Source organism: Streptomyces sp. NPDC046866, from assembly GCF_040704625.1.
Classification (GTDB): Bacteria; Actinomycetota; Actinomycetes; order Streptomycetales; family Streptomycetaceae; genus Streptomyces.
Map to the genome: position 1 here is coordinate 248,838 of NZ_JBEYXN010000006.1, position 19,763 is coordinate 268,600.

General features: G+C 74.2%; 19 protein-coding genes. 9 read left to right on the plus strand and 10 right to left on the minus strand.

Going from position 1 to position 19,763, the window contains the following annotated elements; genetic code table 11:
* Positions 1-245: 245 nt before the first annotated feature.
* The 4 genes from AB0953_RS12695 (at position 246) to AB0953_RS12710 (ending at position 6,240) form a co-directional block, all read left to right on the plus strand.
* Positions 246-1,097, plus strand: coding sequence for an alpha/beta fold hydrolase (locus tag AB0953_RS12695; RefSeq protein ID WP_366859431.1), 852 nt, complete (start codon positions 246-248; stop codon positions 1,095-1,097).
* A gap of 106 nt (positions 1,098-1,203) precedes the next feature.
* A complete protein-coding gene (locus AB0953_RS12700; RefSeq protein ID WP_366859432.1) occupies positions 1,204-2,811 on the plus strand; it encodes an alkaline phosphatase D family protein in 1,608 nt (535 codons plus the stop codon).
* A gap of 152 nt (positions 2,812-2,963) precedes the next feature.
* Positions 2,964-4,385, plus strand: a complete 1,422-nt coding sequence (locus tag AB0953_RS12705; protein ID WP_366859433.1) for a GNAT family N-acetyltransferase — start codon at positions 2,964-2,966, stop codon at positions 4,383-4,385.
* Positions 4,386-4,515: 130 nt separating this feature from the next.
* Positions 4,516-6,240, plus strand: coding sequence for a DUF885 domain-containing protein (locus AB0953_RS12710; protein WP_366859434.1), 1,725 nt, complete (start codon positions 4,516-4,518; stop codon positions 6,238-6,240).
* A gap of 103 nt (positions 6,241-6,343) precedes the next feature.
* Here AB0953_RS12710 and AB0953_RS12715 read toward each other — a convergent pair whose 3' ends face one another.
* A complete protein-coding gene (locus AB0953_RS12715) occupies positions 6,344-6,877 on the minus strand; it encodes a rhodanese-like domain-containing protein (protein ID WP_366859435.1) in 534 nt (177 codons plus the stop codon).
* Between the two features lie 95 nt (positions 6,878-6,972).
* Here AB0953_RS12715 and AB0953_RS12720 point away from each other — a divergent pair, with 95 nt between their 5' ends.
* Positions 6,973-7,419, plus strand: coding sequence for an Lrp/AsnC family transcriptional regulator (locus AB0953_RS12720; protein ID WP_361907246.1), 447 nt, complete (start codon positions 6,973-6,975; stop codon positions 7,417-7,419).
* On the opposite strand, the gene AB0953_RS12725 is transcribed toward AB0953_RS12720, so the two are convergent.
* The 4 genes from AB0953_RS12725 to AB0953_RS12740 form a co-directional block, all read right to left on the minus strand.
* Positions 7,409-10,420, minus strand: coding sequence for an SMC family ATPase (locus AB0953_RS12725; RefSeq protein ID WP_366859436.1), 3,012 nt, complete (start codon positions 10,418-10,420; stop codon positions 7,409-7,411). The genes AB0953_RS12720 and AB0953_RS12725 overlap by 11 nt on opposite strands.
* On the minus strand, positions 10,417-11,595 hold the full coding sequence (locus AB0953_RS12730) for an exonuclease SbcCD subunit D (RefSeq protein ID WP_366859437.1): 1,179 nt from the start codon (positions 11,593-11,595) through the stop codon (positions 10,417-10,419). The genes AB0953_RS12725 and AB0953_RS12730 overlap by 4 nt, the downstream gene beginning before the upstream one ends.
* A gap of 166 nt (positions 11,596-11,761) precedes the next feature.
* Positions 11,762-12,388: a YigZ family protein gene (locus AB0953_RS12735; RefSeq protein ID WP_366859438.1), complete on the minus strand. Its 627-nt coding sequence runs from the start codon at positions 12,386-12,388 to the stop codon at positions 11,762-11,764.
* A 134-nt stretch (positions 12,389-12,522) separates the two neighbouring features.
* Positions 12,523-13,062, minus strand: a complete 540-nt coding sequence (locus AB0953_RS12740; protein ID WP_366859439.1) for a hypothetical protein — start codon at positions 13,060-13,062, stop codon at positions 12,523-12,525.
* A 254-nt stretch (positions 13,063-13,316) separates the two neighbouring features.
* Between AB0953_RS12740 and AB0953_RS12745 the strand changes: the two genes are divergently transcribed.
* The gene (locus AB0953_RS12745) at positions 13,317-13,721 is read left to right on the plus strand and encodes a CoA-binding protein (RefSeq protein ID WP_366859440.1); all 405 of its coding nucleotides are present in this window, start codon (positions 13,317-13,319) and stop codon (positions 13,719-13,721) included.
* Positions 13,722-13,749: 28 nt separating this feature from the next.
* Here AB0953_RS12745 and AB0953_RS12750 read toward each other — a convergent pair whose 3' ends face one another.
* A complete protein-coding gene (locus AB0953_RS12750; protein WP_366859504.1) occupies positions 13,750-14,328 on the minus strand; it encodes an XRE family transcriptional regulator in 579 nt (192 codons plus the stop codon).
* 106 nt (positions 14,329-14,434) lie between these two features.
* Between AB0953_RS12750 and AB0953_RS12755 the strand changes: the two genes are divergently transcribed.
* Entirely contained in the window at positions 14,435-15,301 is an 867-nt protein-coding gene (locus AB0953_RS12755; protein ID WP_366859441.1) for an EamA family transporter, read from the plus strand.
* Between the two features lie 35 nt (positions 15,302-15,336).
* Here AB0953_RS12755 and AB0953_RS12760 read toward each other — a convergent pair whose 3' ends face one another.
* Complete coding sequence (locus AB0953_RS12760) at positions 15,337-16,158, minus strand: acyltransferase (protein WP_366859442.1); 822 nt, start codon at positions 16,156-16,158, stop codon at positions 15,337-15,339.
* Positions 16,159-16,323: 165 nt separating this feature from the next.
* On the opposite strand from AB0953_RS12760, the gene AB0953_RS12765 reads away from it, so the two are divergent.
* The gene (locus AB0953_RS12765) at positions 16,324-16,875 is read left to right on the plus strand and encodes a gamma carbonic anhydrase family protein (RefSeq protein ID WP_366859443.1); all 552 of its coding nucleotides are present in this window, start codon (positions 16,324-16,326) and stop codon (positions 16,873-16,875) included.
* An 85-nt stretch (positions 16,876-16,960) separates the two neighbouring features.
* Here AB0953_RS12765 and AB0953_RS12770 read toward each other — a convergent pair whose 3' ends face one another.
* From AB0953_RS12770 to AB0953_RS12780, 3 genes are all read right to left on the minus strand, one after another.
* A complete protein-coding gene (locus AB0953_RS12770; protein ID WP_366859444.1) occupies positions 16,961-17,638 on the minus strand; it encodes a DedA family protein in 678 nt (225 codons plus the stop codon).
* Between the two features lie 186 nt (positions 17,639-17,824).
* Complete coding sequence (locus tag AB0953_RS12775) at positions 17,825-18,034, minus strand: DUF2191 domain-containing protein (RefSeq protein WP_366859445.1); 210 nt, start codon at positions 18,032-18,034, stop codon at positions 17,825-17,827.
* Between the two features lie 93 nt (positions 18,035-18,127).
* Positions 18,128-18,580 (minus strand): DUF4442 domain-containing protein, encoded by a 453-nt coding sequence (locus AB0953_RS12780; protein WP_366859446.1) that lies wholly within the window; start codon positions 18,578-18,580, stop codon positions 18,128-18,130.
* Positions 18,581-18,676: 96 nt separating this feature from the next.
* Between AB0953_RS12780 and AB0953_RS12785 the strand changes: the two genes are divergently transcribed.
* Positions 18,677-19,708 carry a hypothetical protein gene (locus tag AB0953_RS12785; protein ID WP_366859447.1) on the plus strand — a complete coding sequence of 344 codons (1,032 nt, stop codon included), beginning with the start codon at positions 18,677-18,679 and terminating at the stop codon, positions 19,706-19,708.
* Positions 19,709-19,763 lie beyond the last annotated feature (55 nt).

Genomic DNA, 19,763 nt, shown 5'->3' on the forward strand with positions numbered 1-19,763 from the left:
GCGACCATAGGGCGGCGCACCACCTTGGTCAAGACCAATCCTCACCCCTTTACCGGGCAGATCGGGCATACGTATCGAGCCGTTCACAGGATGTTCGCGCCTGCGGCGGACCGTCCGGCGACACGCCCCGCCGACTTGTGGAGCGGACTACCGGGCGGTAGTGATGGCCATAGTCATTACTGACAGCCTGTCTCACGCGGGTCGGCCCACGGCGGGCCGGTCGCGTCCGGCCGACGAGGAGCAGCATGACCGCCACGGTGTCCTTCCCGATCGCATCGCCGCTGGGCCCCCGCACCGCCACCGTCGCCTACGAGCGCAAGGGCACCGGCGCACCGCTCCTCCTGCTCCACGGCATCGGCCACCACCTCCAGGCCTGGCACCCGGTGACCGACATCCTGGCCGCCGAGCACGACGTGATCGCCGTGGACCTCCCCGGCTTCGGGCTTTCGGAGCCACTCCCCGACGGGATCCCGTACGACCTGCACACCGTCGCCGCCGCCCTCGCCGGGCTCTGCTCCGCCCTCGGCGCCGAGCGCCCGCACGTGGTCGGCAACTCGCTCGGCGGCCTGCTCGCCCTCGAAATGGGCCGCAGCAGCCTGGTCCGCTCCGTCACCGCGCTGTCGCCGGCCGGCTTCTGGACCGAGGCCGAGCGCCGGTACGCCTTCGCCACCCTGCGCGCGATGCGCGTCGGCGCCCTGGCCCTGCCCCTGTCCACCCTGGAGCGGCTCTCGCACAGCGCCGCGGGGCGCACCGCCCTGACCGGCACCATCTACGCCCGCCCCGCTCGCCGCTCCCCCGAGGCCGTCGTCGCCGAGACCATGGCCCTGCGCCAGGCCACCGGCTTCGAGGAGACCCTGAGCGCCGGCCGCTCCGTACGGTTCACCGAGGACGTCCCCGGCCTGCCGGTCACCATCGCCTGGGGCTCCCGGGACCGGCTGCTGCTGCCCCGTCAGGGCGTGCGGGCCAAGCACGTCGTCCCCGGGGCCCGGCTGGTGCGGCTGCGCGGATGCGGCCACGTGCCCATGAACGACGACCCGGCCCTGGTCGCCCGGGTGGTTCTGGACACGGCGAGGGCGACGAACAGCCAGGTGGGATGAGCTGCCGACGGCTGTTCATCCGCGGTTCGCGTGGGCGACGCGGGCGGGCCGGTGCGCCTCGGCACACTGGTCCGACCCCTTCCCGCCCTGCCCTGGAGACACACCGATGGCATCCCTGCCGCACACCCGGCGGTCCCTGCTCGGCGGCTCGATCGCCGTTCCGGTGGGCCTCGCGCTGTCCAGCACCATCGCCGCCCCCGCGTTCGCCGCACCGGCCCTCGCCGCACCCGCCGCCCCGGCGTTCGCGCGCTCCGGCCGCCCCGGGGCACCGTGGGGCGTCCAGTCCGGTGAGATCACCGCCCACTCGGCCACCGTCTGGACCCGCTCCGACCGGCCGGCCCGGATGTACGTGGAGACCTCCCCAAGCGAGTCCTTCCGCTACGGCGTGCGCCGCCACGGCGGCCCGTACCTCGGCCCCGGGACCGACTACACCGGCACCGTCACCCTGCGGGACCTGCCGCCCGGCCGACAGGTCCACTACCGCGTCGTCCTGGCCGACCCCGACGACCCGCGCCGTGCAGGCCGGCCCGTCGCCGGCACCTTCCGCACCACGCCCGTCTCGCGCCGCCGCGACGTCCGCTTCCTGTGGTCGGGGGACCTGGCGGGCCAGGGCTGGGGGATCAACCCCCGCCTGGGCGGCTACCGCGTCTTCGAGGAGATGCGGCTGCACGACCCCGACTTCTTCCTCTTCAGCGGGGACACGGTCTACGCGGACGGGCCGATCCAGGCCTCGGTGCCGCTGCGCGACGGCACCCTCTGGCACAACGTCACCACCGAGGAGAAGGCGAAGGTCGCCGAGACCCTCGACGAGTTCCGCGGGAACTTCCGCTACAACCTGCTCGACCACAACCTGCGCGCGTTCAACGCCCAGGTGCCGGTGCTCGCGCAGTGGGACGACCACGAGGTGCGCAACAACTGGTACCCCGGCCAGCTGCTCGAAGACCCCCGCTACACGGTCAAGGACGTCGACACCCTGGCGGGGCGCGCCCGCCGGGCGTTCGGCGAGTACTTCCCCGTCACCGACCTGCGGGGCGGCCGCACCGAAGGCCGCATGTACCGGGTGATGCGGTACGGGCCGCTGCTGGACGTGTTCGTGCTCGACATGCGCACACACCGCAACGCCAACTCGCCCGGCCGCCAGAGCGACGACCCCGTCGGCATCCTCGGCGCCGAGCAACTGGCATGGCTCAAGCGCGAGCTGCTGCGTTCGCGCGCCACGTGGAAGGTCATCGCCTCCGACATGCCGCTCGGCATCGTCGTCCCCGACGGCGCCGCCAACTTCGAGGCCGTCGCGCAGGGCGATCCGGGAGTGCCGCTCGGCCGCGAGCTGCAGATCGCCGAACTGCTGCGCCACATCAAGCACCAGCGCATCACGGGCACCCTCTGGCTCACCGCCGACGTGCACTACACGGCGGCGAACCACTACGCCCCCGAGCGCGCCGCGTTCGGCGACTTCGCACCGTTCTGGGAGTTCGTCTCCGGTCCCGTGGGGGCCGGAGGGTTCCCGGCCGGGAAGCTCGACGCCACCTTCGGCCCCCGGACGGCGTTCGTGCAGTCGGCCCCGCTGCCCAACATGGCCCCGTCCGAGAACCCTCCGTACTACGGCGAGGTGGAGATCGACGGCGGGAGCGGGGAGCTCACCGTCCGCTTGCGCCGCCAGGGCGGAGGCGTACTGTTCTCCACGACGCTCCAGCCCGGGCGGGTGGGCCAGTAGCCGGTCCCGGACCTGGCGCCGGCCCACCGGGCGGGCGGCGGGGGCGGCGGAAACCCATCGGAAAAGCGGGCGAAATCGGCCAGATGGACACTTAACCCATCGGTCACAGATCGTTCGTGATCACGCAACACCTCTGCGCCACAGTGGCATGCATGACTGAACGCATTGCCGTCGCCTCCCACCGTCCCCACCGCCACCACTGGCGCCGCGACCTGGTCGAACTGGCCGCGCTCTTCTGCGCCGTCGCGGTCGCCGACGGCCTCGCCAACCTCGTCGCGCACGGTCCGGACGGCCCCGTCCTGCTCGTCGCCTCGGCCGTGGCACTCCTGGTGACGGCGGCGTTCCACACCTGGTGGGCACGCCGCCACAGCCATGCTCCGCCGCCCGGGAGTACGGCGCCCTCCGATCCGCAGGCGCCGGCAGCCGAGCCCGCGCCCGCTGCGGCACCTGCCCCCGCGTCGACCGCCCTGTGGCGGATGCGGACGACCGTGCGGGACGAGCCCGGCAGCCTGGCCGCGCTGTGCACGGCCCTCGCCCGGGCCGACGTGGACATCCTGACCCTCCAGACGCACCCGCTGCCCGAGGGGGGCACCGTGGACGAGTTCCTGCTGCGGGCCCCTCAGCGGCTGCCCCTGGCCGAGCTCACCCGGGCCGTCGCGCGGGCCGGCGGCCGCAGCACCTGGATCGAGCGCGCCGACGCCCACGACCTGGTGGACACGCCGACCCGCGTCCTGGGCCTGGCCACCCGCACCGCCCTGGACGCCGCCGAACTGCCGCTCGCCCTGCGCCAGCTGCTGGGCCGCTGCACCATCCACTCCATCCCGGCCACCACCCTCTCCGGCCGCCCCAACGCCGCCGCCGACGCCCCCGTCGAAGGGGTCCTGGAGGCCACCGTGATGCGGCTGCGCGACCCGTCCGGCGGCGCCATCACCGTGGAGCGCCCCTATCTGCCCTTCACCCCGACGGAGTTCGCCCGGGCCCGCGCCCTCGTCGAGCTCGACGCCCGCCTCGGCCCGCGGATCCCGCGCAGCCAGGACGTGCTCACCCTGCCCGAGGGCAACGAGATCACGGTGCGCCGCGCCGACGTCTCCGACCTGGCTGCCGCCCGCGCGATGCACGACCGCTGCTCCGAGCGCACCCTCGGCCTGCGCTACCACGGGCCCGTCGCCGACGCCGACCGCTACCTGGGCCACCTGCTGAGCCCGCGCTTCGGCCGCACGCTGGCCGCGACCACCGCGTCCGGCAGGCTGGTCGCCCTCGGTCACCTGCTGTGGGACGGGGACGAGACCGAGGTCGCGCTGCTCATCGAGGACGACTGGCAGCGCCGCGGGATCGGCTCGGAGCTGCTGCGCCGCCTGGTCGCGATGGCCGGCGAGGCCGGCTGCGACAGCGTCTACGCCGTCACCCAGGCCGCCAACACCGGCATGGTCGCGGCCATGCGCGGCCTCGGCCTGCCCCTCGACTACCAGATCGAGGAGGGCACCTTGGTGATCACGGCCCGGCTGGAGGCCGCCCCTGCGGTCTCGAAGCGGCTCCCGTACGAGCTCCCCCGCGCCCCCCGCCCGCAGGGGTAGCGCGGCCGCCCGGCACCGGGGCCGGCGCGCGGCCGCCGGCGCCCGGCCGCCCCGGCCGCCCCGGCGCACGTCAGCAGGCCGACAGCGAACGGTGATGACGCGAAGCCGTTCCGCGTACGAAGATGTCCGCATGTCAGACACCCTTCGCAGCGACAGCGCCGCCCGGCTGCCCCGCCAGGTCGCCGACGCGTACGTCGACGACCTCATCGCCCTCGACCCGATCACGGGCACCTACCTCGGTGTCGCCGCGAGCTCCGGCCGGCTCCCGGACTTCTCCCCGGCCGGCCGGGCCGCCGTGGCCGACCTGGCCCGCACCACCCTCGCCCGCCTCGACGCGGCGGAGCGGCTGCCCGGTGCGGACACCGACGCGGAGCGCCGGTGCGCCCGCCTGCTGCGCGAGCGCCTGACCGCGGAACTCGCCGTGTACGAGGCGGACGAGGACCTGCGGGCGGTCAGCAACATCCACTCCCCCGCGCACAGCATCCGCGAGGTCTTCCCGCTGACCCCGGCCGACACCGACGAGGACTGGGCGGCGATCGCCGCCCGCATGCGGGCGGTGCCCGCCGCCCTCGCCGGCTACCGCGAAAGCCTCCGGCTCGGCCTGGACCGCGGCCTGTACGGCGGCCCCCGCGCCACCGCCACCTTCATCGACCAGCTCACCACCTGGGCGGGCGAGGACGGCGGCGACGACGGCGACGGCAGCAGCCCCCGCGGCTTCTTCGGAGGCTTCGCGGCCCGCGGCCCGCAGTCCCTGCACTCCGAGCTCCACGAGGCGGCCGCCCTCGCGACCGCGGCCGTCGCCGAACTGCGCGACTGGATGCGCGCGGTGTACGCCCCGGCCGTCGCCGGGGCCCCGGACGCGGTGGGCCGCGAGCGCTACGCCCGCTGGTCGCGCTACTACAACGGCACGGACCTGGACCTGGACGAGGCGTACGCCTACGGCTGGTCGGAATACCACCGGCTGCTCGCCGAGATGAAGACGGAGGCCGCCAGGATCCTCCCGGGCGCGGGCCCCTGGGAGGCGCTGAGGCACCTGGACGCGCACGGCACCCACATCGAGGGCGTCGACGAGGTCCGCGCCTGGCTCCAGGGCCTGATGGACGAAGCGATCGAGAACCTGGACGGCACCCACTTCGAACTCGCCGAACGCGTCAAGCGGGTGGAGTCGATGATCGCCCCCGAGGGCGGCGCGGCCGCCCCGTACTACACCAACCCCTCGGAGGACTTCTCCCGTCCGGGCCGCACCTGGCTGCCGACGATGGGCCAGACCCGCTTCCCGGTCTACGACCTGGTCTCCACCTGGTACCACGAGGGCGTCCCCGGCCACCACCTGCAGCTGGCGCAGTGGGCGCACGTCGCCGACCGGCTCTCGCGCTACCAGGCGAGCGTCGGCGTCGTCAGCGCCAACGTCGAGGGCTGGGCGCTGTACGCCGAGCGCCTGATGGACGAACTGGGCTACCTCAAGGACGCCGAGCAGCGCCTGGGCTACCTGGACTGCCAGATGATGCGCGCCGCGCGGGTCATCGTGGACATCGGCATGCACCTGGGCCTGGAGATCCCGGCGGACTCGCCGTTCCATCCGGGCGAGCGCTGGACGGTGGACCTGGCGCAGGAGTTCTTCTCCCTGCACAACAGCCGGCCGGCGGACTTCATCGAGAGCGAGGTGACCCGCTACCTGTCGATGCCGGGCCAGGCGATCGGCTACAAGCTGGGCGAGCGGGCCTGGCTGCTGGGCCGTGACAACGCCCGTGCCGCCCACGGCGATTCCTTCGATCTGAAGGCGTGGCACATGGCGGCGCTGTCGCAGGGCTCGCTGGGCCTGGACGACCTGGTGGACGAGCTGTCGGCGCTCTGACCCGGCCGCAGGCGCAGCCCGCGGGCCGCCCCCTCCCGGGGAGGGGGCGGCCCGTACGGCTTGGAGGGGAGCGGCGGCCCGGCGGCGCGGCTCGTCGGCCGCCTCAGCAGCCGCAGTCGTCGGAGTCGGTCGGCGCGGTCAGCGGGTCGGCCTCGGTGCGCTGGACGCGGCCCTGCCAGGTCTCGACCTCGAAGCCCTCGCGGATCCAGTACTCGATGCCCCCGAGCATCTCCTTGACCTGGAAGCCGAGCCGGGCCAGGGCCAGCGCGGACCGGGCGCCGCCGTTGCAGCCGGGGCCCCAGCAGTACGTCACCACGGGCAGCGACGTGTCGAGGAGCTGCTCGGCCTGCTCGGGGATCAGGGCCGTCGGCAGGTGGATCGCGCCGGGGACGTGGGCCTGGTCCCAGGCGGGGGTGGAGCGGGAGTCGATCAGCTGGAAGCCGAGCGGGGTGCCCTGCTCCCGGTGGGCCTTGAAGGCGGCGGCGACGTCGGACACGTCCGCGTGGAAGGCGAGGCTCGCGGCGAAGTAGGCGGCGGCCGCGGCCGGGGCGGCCGGGGGCACCCGCAGGACGGGGTTGTCGGTGGCGGGGCTCTTCGGGGCGGGGGTCGCGGCGCTGGGGTTCCGGTTGGTCGTCATGGCTCCGAATCTACGGTTCTGCTGATCATCTTCGGAAGGGACTTTCCCCGGCCTTGCCCTTGATGCACCGGGGATTCCCCTGCTACTCCTGCCCCATGACCGAGTATTCCCCTGACGCAACCGACTGGCGCATCCTGGCGGCGCTCCAGGCGGACGGGCGGGCCAGCTTCGCCGAGCTCGCCCGCGCCGTCTCCATGTCCGCGAGCGCCGTCACCGAGCGGGTGCGCCGGCTGGAGGAGGCCGGCGTGATCACCGGCTACACCGCCGTGGTCGATCCCGAGAAACTGGGCAAGTCGATCCTGGCGCTGGTCCGGCTGCGCTATCCGCACGGCAACTACAAGCCGTTCCACGACCTGTTGGAGGCCACCCCCGAGATCCTGGAGGCCCACCACGTCACCGGGGACGACTGCTTCGTGCTGAAGGTCGCCGCCCGGTCGATGCGGCACCTGGAAGAGGTCGCGGGCCGGATCGCCGGGCTCGGCGCGGTCACGACGAGCATCGTCTACTCCTCGCCGCTGCCCCGCCGCCCGCTCAGTCCGTGAGGCCCGCGGTGCGGTGGCGGACCACCGAGCCGCCGCGCTGTTTGACGATCTCCAGCTGTGCCTGCACCCGGGAGCGCAGATCCGCGACGTGGCTCACGATGCCCACGCTGCGGTCGCGTTCCCGCAGCGAGTCCAGCACGTCGAGGACCTCGTCGAGCGCCTGCTCGTCGAGGCTGCCGAAGCCCTCGTCGATGAAGAGGGTGTCCAGGCGGACGCCGCCCGCCTCGTCCGTCACCACGTCGGCCAGTCCGAGGGCGAGGGCGAGGGAGGCGAAGAAGGTCTCGCCGCCCGAGAGGGTGGCGGTGTCGCGCTCGTTGCCGGTCCAGGCGTCGACCACGTGCAGGCCGAGACCGGAGCGGCCGCGTCCGGTCGCCTTCGCATCGGAGTGGACCAGCGTGTAGCGGCCGCCGGACATCTTCAGCAGGCGCACCGTCGCCGCGGCCGCCACCTGTTCCAGCCGGGCGGCCAGGACGTACGCCTCCAGGCGCATCTTGCGCTCGTTGTCGGCGGAGGTGCCGGCGGTCAGCGCGGCGAGCCGGGCCACCCGTTCGTACGCCTCGCGCAGCGGGCCGAGGGCGCGCAGCTCCTGGTCGGCCTGGCGGGACAGCCGGTCGAGTTCGGTGCAGCGCACCGCGGCCGCGTCGCAGGCGGAGCCCGCCTCGCGCAGCCGGGACGCGGCGCGCGCCGCGGCGGCCTCGGCGGCTTCCGGGTCGGCCGGGGGCAGGGCGGCGGCCGCGGCGGTGTCCTCCTCGCGGCGCCGGTCGGCCAGCATCGCCTCCTCGGCCTGCCAGGCGTCGAGCCGGTGCTGCAGGGCGGTGCGCTCGTAGTCCGGGAGCACGGCGGCGGCCGCGGCGCCGACGGTGTCGAAGCCGGCCTTGAAGGCGGCGTCGGCGAGCTGGCCGTCGGCCTCCTTGAGCCGGGCGGCGGCGGACTCGGCCCGGCGCAGTGCGGCGGAGGCCTCGGTGACCACGCGGACCCGGTCCTCCAGGGTCCGGGCGCGGGCCGCGACGGTCGGCGCGTCCCCCCGTACGAGCGCGAGCTCGGCCTCCAACGAGGCCTGCTCCCGGTCCAGGGCCTCGCGCCGGGAGACGCGGGCCGCGGCCCGGCGCTCGGCGTCGAGCCGGTCGGAGCCGCGGACGGCGTGCTCCCGCTCGGCGCGGGCCAGCTGCTCGCGGGCGGTGTGCAGTCCGGCGGCCGCGGCGTGGGCGGCGGCGTGCCGGGAACTCAGGTCCGAGGTGAGGGCGAGGAGTTCGGCGGTGGTGGCGTCGCCGGCGGCCGCCGCGGCCTCGGCGCGGGCCTCCCGGACGGCGGCGAGCCTGCGCTCGACGGCGGCGCGGCGGTCCTCGGCCTGCTCGTACCGGGCGCGGGCGGCGTCCTCGCCGGCGCGGTCCACGTGCCCGGCGGCGGGGCGTGCCGGGTCCGGGTGCTCTGCCGAGCCGCACACCGTGCACGGCTCCCCGGGCGCCAGGGCTGCGGCGAGCTCGGCGGCGATCCCGCGCAGCCGGGCCTCCTTCAGCTCCAGCCAGCGTTCCCGGGCCGCGGCCGACTCCTCGCGTACGCGGAGCAGTTCGCCCTCGGCGCGCTGCGCGTCGGCGTCCAGCGCGTCGCGGCGCCGGGCGGCGTTGAGGTGCAGGCGGGCGGGCTCCAGCTTCCCGGCGAGCTGCTCGGCCAGGGTCGCGGCCTGCTGGGCGGCGTCGACCCGCTCGGCCAGTGCGGTGCGGGTCTCCTCCCAGCGGGCCAGCCACTCGGCGGACTCCCGCAGCTGCTCCTCCGCGTCGCGGGCCTCCCGTTCCAGGCCGGCGCGCTCGCGGCCGATCTCGGCGCTGCGCTGCTCGGCTCGCCGGGCCGCGCCGAGGGCGCCGAGGTCCTCGCGCAGCCGCTGCTCGACGGCGGCGAGCTGTTCGGTGCCCGCGTCGGCGAGCGGGGGCGGGAGTTCGGCGCGGGCGACGGCCTCGGCGCGGGCGGCGGACAGGTGGGCGGAGTGGGCGGCTCCGCGCAGTTCCAGGGCGGGGGCCACGAGGGCGGCGCGGCCGGCCCGGTCGAGCAGCTCGCGGACGCGCCGCCGCTCGGGCTCGGCCTCGGCGAGGAGCGCGGCGCGGCGGACGGTCTCGGCGTGCCGCCGCTGGAGCCGGTCGAGCTCGCGGGCCTCCTCGGCGGCCCGGCGGGCGGCGGCCGCCCGGCCCTCGGCGGCGGCCAGGGCGTACTCGGCGACGGTCAGCCGCTCCCGGGCCGCGCACCGGGCGACGGCCGCCCAGGCGCGGACGGCCTCGGCCAGGCCCGGGTCGCCCGGCTGGTGCCCGGGCAGCGGCCAGGCCCGCAGGTCGGCGCTGTCCCCGGCGGCCTGGGCCAGGCGGTGGGCGACGGCGAGGACCTTCTCGTCGCCGGCGCGGACCTTGGCCTCGGCGGCCCGGCGGCGCTCGGCGAGGAGGGTCTCGACGGCGGCGAAGCGGCGGGTGTCGAAGAGTCGGCCCAGGAGGCGGCCGCGGGCGGTCTCGTCGGCGCGCAGGAAGCGGGCGAACTCGCCCTGCGGCAGCAGCACGACCTGGCAGAACTGCTCGCGGCTCATGCCGAGGAGCTGCTCGATCTCCTCGCCGATCTCCTGGTGGGAGCGGCTGAGCGCCGCCCACTGCCCGCCGTCGTACTCGCGCAGCAGGCTCTGGGCCTTGTCCTTGGTGGTGCCGGTGCCGCGCTTCTTGGGCCGGTCCTGTTCGGGGCGGCGGGTGAGCTCCAGGCGGCGGCCGCCGGCGGTGAGTTCGAGGGTCACCTCGGTCGGGGTGCCGGGGTCGGCGTGGTCGCTGCGCAGGCTGGTGCCGGGGGCCTGGCGGGCGCCGGGCACCGATCCGTACAGGGCGTAGCAGACGGCGTCGAGGACGGAGGTCTTGCCGGCGCCGGTGGGTCCGTGGAGGAGGAAGATCCCGGCGCCGGAGAGGGCGTCGAAGTCGATTTCCTGGGGTTCGGCGAAGGGGCCGAAGGCGGTGATCCGCAGCCGGTGCAGCCTCATCGGCGGGCCTCCTGCCCGCTGTCGGCGGCGGCCGCGGCCGTGCGGACGTCCTCGAAGGCGGCCCGGAGCACGGCCCGCTCGGCCTCGTCGGCCCTGCCGCCGCCGCGTACGTGCGCGACGAAGTCCTCGGCGATCTCCTGGTCGGTGCGGCCCTTGAGGCGCTGGGCGTACGTGGCCGCGCCGTCCTCCTCGCGGCCCTCGGGGTCGAAGGCGAGGCTCAGGACGTGCGGGAAGCGGGCGGCGAGGCGGGCCATGGGGTCGTCGGGGCGTACCGGGTCGGTGAGGGTGGCCTCGATCCAGGAGTCCTCGTGCGCGGCGTGGGCGGCGTCCGCGAGCAGGGCGTCGAGCCGTCCGCGCAGGCGGGCGAGGGGCCGCGGCACGGGGGTGTCGATGCGCTCGGCGGTGATCTCGCCGGCTGCGCCCAGTTCGACCAGCCACATGCTCTTGCGGTGAGCGGCCTCGGAGAAGGAGTAGGCGAGCGGGGAACCGGAGTAGCGGACCCGCTCGTTGATCGTCTGGCAGCCGTGGAGGTGGCCGAGCGCGGCGTAGTCGACCCCGTCGAAGACCTCGGCGGGGACGGCCTCGACACCGCCGACGGCGATGTCGCGCTCGCTGTCGCTGGCCTGCCCGCCGGTGACGAAGGCGTGGGCGAGGACGACGGAGCGGGTGCCGGCCGGGCGGGCGGCGAGGTCGGCGCGGACGCGGTCCATGGCCGCGCCGAGGACGGCCTCGTGGCTGACCTTCGCCGCACCGAGGGTGTCCTTGACCAGGGCCGGCTCCAGGTACGGCAGCCCGTACAGGGCCACGTCCCCGTGTGCGTCGGCCAGCACGACCGGCTCGGCGCAGCCGGCCGGATCGGTGCGCAGGTGGATCCCGGCCCGGCCGATGAGCCCGGCCCCGACGCCGAGCCGGCGGGCGGAGTCGTGGTTGCCGGAGATCATCACGGTGGGCACGCCGAGCTCGGCGAGCCGGTGCAGGGCCCGGTCGTACAGCTCGACGGCGGGCAGCGGGGGGACGGCGCGGTCGTAGACGTCGCCGGCGACGAGGACGGCGTCGACCTCGTGCGTGCGGACGGTCTCGACGAGGTGGTCGATGAAGACGGCCTGGGCATCGAGCAGGTTGACGCGGTGGAAGGACCGGCCGAGGTGCCAGTCCGAGGTGTGCAGGAGCCTCACTCGCCCGCCCCGCCGCCCGCCCCGCCGGCCGCCGCGCAGGCCGTGTCGCCGCACATCCCCGTCCGCCCCCTGGTCGCCGTCTTCTCGTTCTTCTTCTCTTCTTCCCGGTGCCTCGGAGTCACCGGTGTGGAGGAGTCCCTCTACGCTAACGCCTCGGCCGGCACCCTCAGGACGCGTACGTCTCCCCGCCGAGCGTGAGGGTGGCGGTGCCGGCGGTGCTGTCGGCGAGCCAGGCCTCGAAGGCGGGCAGGTCGGCCTCGGGGACGGCGACCTCGATCTCGACGGCGGCCCCGTAGCGCAGGTCGACCACCGTCCGGCCGGTGGAGCGCAGGTCGTTCTGGGTCTTGCCGGCGCGCTGGTGGTCGACGGTGACGGTGGCCAGCCGGTAGCGGTGGCGGGTGACCGTGCCGAGCGCGTCGAGGGCCTCGCCGACGACCCCTCCGTAGGCCCGGATCAGCCCGCCGGCGCCGAGCTTCACGCCACCGTAGTACCGGGTGACGACGGCGACGGCGTACCGGATGTCGCGGCGCATCAGCATCTGCAGCATGGGCACCCCGGCGGTGCCCCCCGGCTCCCCGTCGTCGCTGGCTTTCTGCACGGCCGCGTCGGCACCGATGACGTAGGCGAAGCAGTTGTGCGTGGCGGTGGGGTGCTCGCGCCGGATCCGCGCGATGAAAGCCTGCGCCTCCTGCTCGGTCGCGGCCGGCGCGAGCGAGCACAGGAAGCGCGAGCGGTTGATCTCCGACTCGTGCACGCCCTCGCGGGCCACCGTCGCGTACTGGTCTGACTTCACCGCTCCACCCTAATCCGTACGTATGGACGGATTCGCCGAACGTGAGGGGGCGGGCCGTTCGAGAACTCCAGGGCCGCGACATCTGGCTCCATCCGGGCTTGGGTCTCCCACAGGCGGGGCCTGAACAGGAAGCCTCATGGGAGGCCCGCAGCCTGCCGGAGTATGGCCCGCTCGTCAGAGTTGGCCAATTCCTCCGCCAGCGCCAGCACCACGCGCGCGTGCTCCGCGAACACCGCCCGGCACTGTTCACGCTCAGGGTGCTCGCTGTCACTGCCGAACCAGAGCACCATGGCCTCGTGCCCCGCATCGACCGGCTCGGAGTATCCAGCGACTCCGACCAGCAAAGCCAGCAGGTCGGACCGCACGGAAACCTGGGGGTCACGAGCCAGACGCAACAAGAACGGCAGGGCGGTCGGCATGGCCGCGTTCATCGACGCGATGTCGTTGAAGAGGGAGTGATGGAGCACCCGGGCGGCTTCGGATGCCGCTCCCTTGTCGAGAAGAGCGTGCAACAGTACGGGGATCCCGGCGGGACACGCCGGGAAGTCGGACCAGCGGACATCCTCGCACCCCTGGAGCGCGGGATGCTCACGACCGGCATCAGCCGCCCGCGGGTGCTGCTCGAGGACCCTTGCGATCGCCGCCTCCTTGGCGGCCAAATCCACCTTGCACATCTGACTGCCCCGTCCTTGCGCCACAAGCGTCCTGCTCCCGTCAGGCGCACTCTCGTGCGACAGAGAACCCGTGCGCAAGCCAGGACCGCAAAACCGGCCATGTTCGACTCGCACATGCGCAACGCAGCCGGATTGAAGAGCCAACCGCCTGAGGTGTCCACGGGGGAAGGGGAATCGGGCATGCGTCCCTTCTGTTGATCCGGGGGCGGCCCGGAGTACCGGGCGCATTCGGTACGCATCAGGAGGTGGCGCCCGTGTACGGGGACCCGGCAGCCATTCGCAGGATTCTCACCGAGCTCGGCGACACCTGGGCCGTGGTCGGCCTGTCCGGCAACCAGGACCGGGCGGCCTACGGGGTGGCGCGCGTGCTGCAGCGGTTCGGGAAGCGGATCGTCCCGGTGCATCCCAGGGCCGAGACGGTGCACGGGGAGAAGGGGTACGCCTCGCTCGGGGAGATCCCGTTCAAGGTCGACGTGGTCGACGTGTTCGTCAACAGTGCGCTCGCGGGGCAGGTCGCCGACGAAGCGGTGGCCGCGGGCGCGGAGGCCGTGTGGTTCCAGTTGGGCGTGGTCGACGAGGCCGCGTTCGCCCGGACCCGGGGGGCCGGGCTCGAGATGGTCATGGACCGGTGCCCGGCCATCGAGATTCCCGCCCTGTAGCCCCTGCCCCCACGGCTCCCCCGGCCCGTCAGGCGCGGGCCACCGGTGGGATCGAGACCGCCAGGGTCATCTCCATCGGCTCCCCGCCCTCGTTGCGGTAGGCGTGCGGCACGTCCGCCTCGAAGGAGACGGCCCCGCCCGCCGGCACTGCGTACTGCTCCTCGGCGATGTGCAGGGTCAGCTCCCCGGCGGTGACGTGCAGCATCTCGAAGGTGCCGGTCGGGTGGGGGTCGGATTCGGTGCCCTCGCCCGGCTCCAGGCGGTAGCTCCACATCTCCACCGGCCCGCGCCGGTCGTCGCCGAGGAGCATGCTGGCGGCGCTGCCCCCGCCGGTGGACCACATCCGCACGCCCTGCCCCGGCAGCACCACGTGCACGCGCGGGGCGCGCTCGTGGTCCAGGAGCGTGGTGATGCTCACACCGAGCGCGTCGGCGAGCTTGACCGTCGTGCCGACGCTGGGGTTCGTACGGGCCTGCTCGATCTGGATGATCATCCCGCGGCTGACCCCCGCCCGGGCGGCCAGCGCGTCCAGGGTGAAGCCGCGCTCACCGCGCCAGTGCCTGAGGTTGCGGGCGAGCGCCTGGGTGAGCTGTTCGAGGTCCGACACCATTCCGTCCAAAATCCTGGATTCAAAAGTCCAATAGACTGAACTATCGTGCGGTGTACTGGACACTGCACTCCACCGTTCACTGCACTGTACTGCGAGGCCCCGCATGACCACCCTGTTCGCCCTGGCCACAGCCGTGCTGTGGGGCCTCGCCGACTTCGGGGGCGGACTGCTGACCCGCCGCCTGCCGGCGCTGACGGTGGTGGTCGTCTCGCAGGTCCTCGCCGTCGTCGCCCTCGGCTCGGTGGTCCTGGCCACCGGCGCGTGGAGGGAGGCCGGGCCGCAGCTGTGGTTCGCGGTCGCCGCGGGCCTGGTCGGGCCCGTCGCGATGCTCAGCTTCTACAAGGCGCTCGCCCTGGGGCCGATGGGCGTGGTCTCGCCCCTGGGCTCGCTTGGCGTGGTCGTGCCCGTCGGCGTCGGACTGGCCCTGGGCGAGCAGCCCGGCGCCGGCCAGTACACCGGGATCGCGATCGCCGTCGTCGGCATCGTCCTGGCGGGCGGCCCCGAGCTGCGCGGCGCGCCCGTCCAGCGGCAGGCCGTGGTGCTGACGCTGACCGCCGCCTTCGGGTTCGGTGCGGTGATGGCCCTGATCTCGCACGCCTCCACCACCGTCACCGGGCTCTTCCTGGCGCTGTTCGTCCAGCGGGTCACCAATGTGGCCGCGGGCGGCGCCGTCCTGTGGGCCCGCACCCGGCGCGGCACCCCGGCGCTGCCGGAAGGCACGGGCCCGCGGATGCTGTGGCGGCTGGTGCCCGCGCTGGCCTTCGTCGGCCTCGCGGACGTCGCGGCGAACGGCACGTACTCCGTCGCCGCCCAGAGCGGCCCGGTCACCGTGGCCGCCGTGCTGTCCTCGCTCTACCCGGTGATCACGGCCTTCGCCGCCTTCGCCGCGCTGAAGGAACGCCTCCGCCCGGTCCAGGCCGCCGGCGCCGGCCTGGCCCTGGCCGGCACGGTCCTCCTCGCGGCCGGTTAGCCGACGGCTAGCCGGCCGCCGGGCCTGCATCCGGCTCAGGCGGGCTCGGATGCCGGCTCCGACGCCGGCTCGGACAGCGACTCGGACGCCGGCCCGCTCGCCACCGCGGCCTGTTCCGCCTCCTCCTCCGCCAGTTGCGCCAGGGCGCGCAGCTGGTCCGGGGTGACCCCGTCGGGAATCGGGGTCGGGGCCGGGGTGCGCAGCGGCGGCTGCCAGCCGGTCTCCGGGAGCCACCGGCGCACGACCCGGGCCGGGGCCCCCGCCACCACGGCGTGGTCGGGGACCTCGCCGCGGACCACGGACCCGGCGGCCACCACCACGTTGCGGCCCAGCCGGGCTCCCGGGAGGATCACCGCGCCCGTCCCGAGCCAGCAGCCGGGGCCTATCTCCACCGGCGCGCTGCGGGGCCACTGACGGCCGACCGGCTCGTGCGGGTCGTCGTAGCTGTGGTTGGTGGAGGTGATGTACACCCCGGGCCCGCAGAAGGTGTCGTTGCCGATGGTGATCCGCGTGTCGGCGATGACGTGCGTGTCCCGGCCGAGCACCACGCCGTTGCCGATGACGAGCACCGGCTCCGCGCCGAGGTCCAGGTCGGGCATCATGCCGGCGGTCAGGGTGACCTGCTCCGCGATGATGCAGTGCTCGCCGAGGTGGATCCAGGGTTCGCCGAAGACCGTGCCCTGGGGGAAGGCGAGCCGGGTGCCGTGCCCGATCGCGCCGAAGCGGAGCCTACCCGGCGTCTGGGCCGTGACGGCTCCGGCCCGCTGCATCCAGCGCCAGCCGGCGTGGGCCGCACGGCTGGCCACCTTGCGGCGCAGCGCGGTCAGGGATGAGAACGTGTTCTGGTTCTTCGGCACCGGGCCACCGTAGCGTGCGCGGCGCCCCGCCCGCGCCGTGATCTTCACCCCATCACCGCCGGCGCGGGCGCGTGCCCTACGGTGCCGGTAGCGCGACAGGTCAGGCACCACACGAGGCACACCAGGCACGCCGGCAGCGGCGGGCACCGGACTGAGGAAGAGAACATGACGCAACACGCGGACGGACGCCAGGCACTCGTCGCGGGGGTGGCCGGCAAGAGCCCGCAGGTCGACCCCACCGCCTTCACCGCGCCCACCTCCGTGGTCGTGGGCGACGTCACCCTGGGCGCGGGGTCGAGCATCTGGTACTCGGCGGTGCTCCGCGCCGACTGCGGCCCGATCGTGCTCGGCGCCGACAGCAACGTGCAGGACAACTGCACGCTCCACGTGGACCCCGGCTTCCCGGTCTCCATCGGCGAGCGCGTCTCGATCGGCCACAACGCGGTGGTGCACGGCTGCACCGTCGAGGACGACTGCCTCATCGGCATGGGCGCCACCGTCCTCAACGGTGCGGTGATCGGCGCCGGTTCGCTGGTGGCCGCGCAGGCGCTGGTCCCCCAGGGCATGGTGGTCCCGCCCGGTTCGCTGGTCGCGGGCGTTCCGGCCAAGGTGCGGCGCGAGCTGACCGACGAGGAGCGCGAGGGCATCAAGGTCAACGCGGCGATGTACGTGGATCTGGCCGCGCAGCACCGCGCCTCGGTGGCGCCGGGCGCGTAGCCGTCCCCACTGCGGCTGACGGCCGCCGCCCGGTCCCCGACCACGGGGCGCAGGGGCGGGCGGGCAGGCCGCGGCCGGCCGGGGCTCAGTGCTCGGCCGGCTCCGGCTCCGCTGCCGTGGCGGCCGTGGCGTCCGCGGCCGACGCTGCCGCCGCTGCGGTCGCGGCCTTCTTCATGCGGCTGCGCATCACCAGCATCGCCGTGAGCCCGATCAGCAGGGCGACGACGAGCGCCACCCAGGAGAAGCCCTTGAGCCAGGGCTCCGCGACGATCCCGATGGAGTAGATGACGGCCGTCGTGCCGCTGGCCCAGAGGATGCCCCCGAGGACGTTGGCGACCAGGAAGCGCCAGTACGGCATGTGCAGCACGCCCGCGAGCGGCCCGGCGAAGATCCGCAGCAGCGCCACGAACCGCCCGAAGAAGACGGCCCACATGCCCCACTTGTCGAAGGAGCGCTCCGCCTGGGCCACCTGGTCCGGGCCGAAGTGCTTGGGGAAGCGCCGGCCGAGCCGCTCGAGCAGCGGCTTGCCGCCGCGGCGCCCGATCGCGTAGCCGATGGAGTCGCCCACGATCGCGCCGGCGGTCGCGCAGAGGCCCAGCACCACGGGGTCGATGTGCCCGTGCTGGGAGGCGAGCAGCGCGGAGCTGACCAGGATGATCTCTCCCGGCAGCGGGATGCCGAGGCTCTCCAGCCCGATGACCAGACCCACCAGGAGATAGATGCTGACCGCCGGAATCGTCTCCAGCCATTCCTGGATGTGCACCGGTACGTCCTCCCGATTCGTCCCGGCGCGTCCCCTGTGACACGCCGAACGGGCAGCCTATCCGCTCCCGGCCGCGGCCCTCGCCCCTTACCGGGCTCCGGGGGCGGCGGAGCGGCCCGCGAACACCGCCCAGCGGCGCCCGACGGTGCTCGACGGCCTGGGCGCAGTGCGGTCGTACCGGCGCCCTCAGCCCTGCGGCGGCTGCTCGGCGGTGTCGGCGGTGCGGCGCGGTTCGTCCTGCACCTGCACGCGCGCCTCGGTGCGGTGTCCGCGGGCGATGTAGTCCCGTACGACGGCCTCCACCGCGTCCTGCGGCGAGCCGATCCCGGCGAGGACCATCACCTCCACCACCAGCTCGGCGTCCAGACTGATGTCGACCTTGGTGCGACCGGCCATGGGGCCTCCTCCGTGCGGCGTCACAGGGACTGTAACCGCAGCGGGGCCGCGCCCGTCGGGCGCGGCCCCGCCATCCCATCTCCCGCTGCGCCGCTACGCGTTCGGGCGCAGGGTCCAGACGACGGTCATCTCGCCGGTCACGGCCTCGTCCTCGCGCTGGATGGCGATGGTGACCGGGAACTCGGGGCGGCCGCCCGCGTCGAGCTCGGCGACGACCTCGGCGGCCGGGCGGCCGAGGGTGGCGGTGGCGGTCACGACGCCCTTGGCGAGCTTCTTGTAGCCGATCTCGGCCCTCACCGCGAGCGGCACGGCGCGCGAGAGCTGGTCGCCGAAGGCGGCCAGGACGATGGCGCCGCTGGCGGACTCGGCGAGGGTGAACATGGCGCCGGCGTGCGGGCCGCCCACGTGGTTGTGGTAGTCGGGCTGGTCGGGCAGCCGGACGACCGCGCGCTCGGGGGTGGTCTCCAGGAACTCGAGGTTCAGGGTCCGGGCCATGGGCACGGTCGCGGCGAGCAGTTCGCCCACGTTCATCTGGTCTGCGCTCATGGAACCGGATGTTACCCACGAGTAGATGTCCTTGACCAGACCTCTTGCGGGGGTGGCCGTGGCCCGTGTAGGCCCCTCCCACTATCGTTACCGGCCATGTGGCCAGGACAACAGCAGCCGCCCGGGGGACAGCAGAACCCTCAGGACGCGCATCAGAACCCGTACCAGCAGCCGCCGGGTCAGCCGAACCCGTACCAGCAGCAGCCCGGCTACGGATATCCGCAGGCGGGCTACCCGACGCAGCCCCAGCCCGCTGCCCAGCAGTGGACCCAGCCCCAGCAGGCCGTACCGGCCCCGCCGAACGGAGGCGGCGGGGGCGGCGGGCTCTCCACCAAGACCGTGGCCATCGTCGCCGCGGCCGCGGTCGTCGTCGCGGCGGCCGCCACCGGGGCGTTCGTCCTGACGCGGGACGACAAGAAGAACGACGTGGCGGACAACCAGCCGGCCGCCTCGGCCTCGGCCTCGACCCCCGAGACCGCCGCGCCCTCCGCCACGGGCGCCAACCCGCGCGCCGGCGGCGACGTCCAGCCGGTGATCCCGGGCTGGAAGGTGGTCGTCAACCCGAAGTACGGCACGGCCTTCGACGTGCCGCCGGAGTGGAACGTCGCCAACCCCGGCGTCATCGCCAGCTTCACCGACGACGTGAAGAACGACGGCAAGCCCCTCGTCGGCTTCTCCGCACCCGCCTTCCTCAAGGAGGACTGGTGCAAGATCGACTCCAACAAGGACGGGCGCGAGGAGAAGACGGAGCTCGCGGGCACCGGGACCAAGGGCGGCCAGGGCGCCAAGGACACCGCCGAGGCCGTGAAGAACGAGGCCGGCAACTGGGCCTTCGCCGCGTTCGCGCAGAAGGCGCCGAAGGGCACCGTGAAGGTCTCCGAGCCGAAGGAGTACACCACCTCCTCCGGTCTGAAGGGCCACATGGCGACCGCGACCGCGCTCGGCGTGCCCAAGGAGAACAAGTGCTCGCGCGACGGCAAGACCATCGCGTTCAGCTTCAAGACCGCCAACGGCGACTTCTCCAGCTGGATCCTCTTCAGCGCCGCCGGCGTCGAGGGTGAGGTCCCCCAGGAGACGATGGACAAGATCCTCAGCTCGGTCCGCCTCAACGGCGTCGGCACGGGCTGACCGCAGCACGTCCCGATCCGCGCCCCGGGCCCGATATCCGTTTGGATTCGCGGCC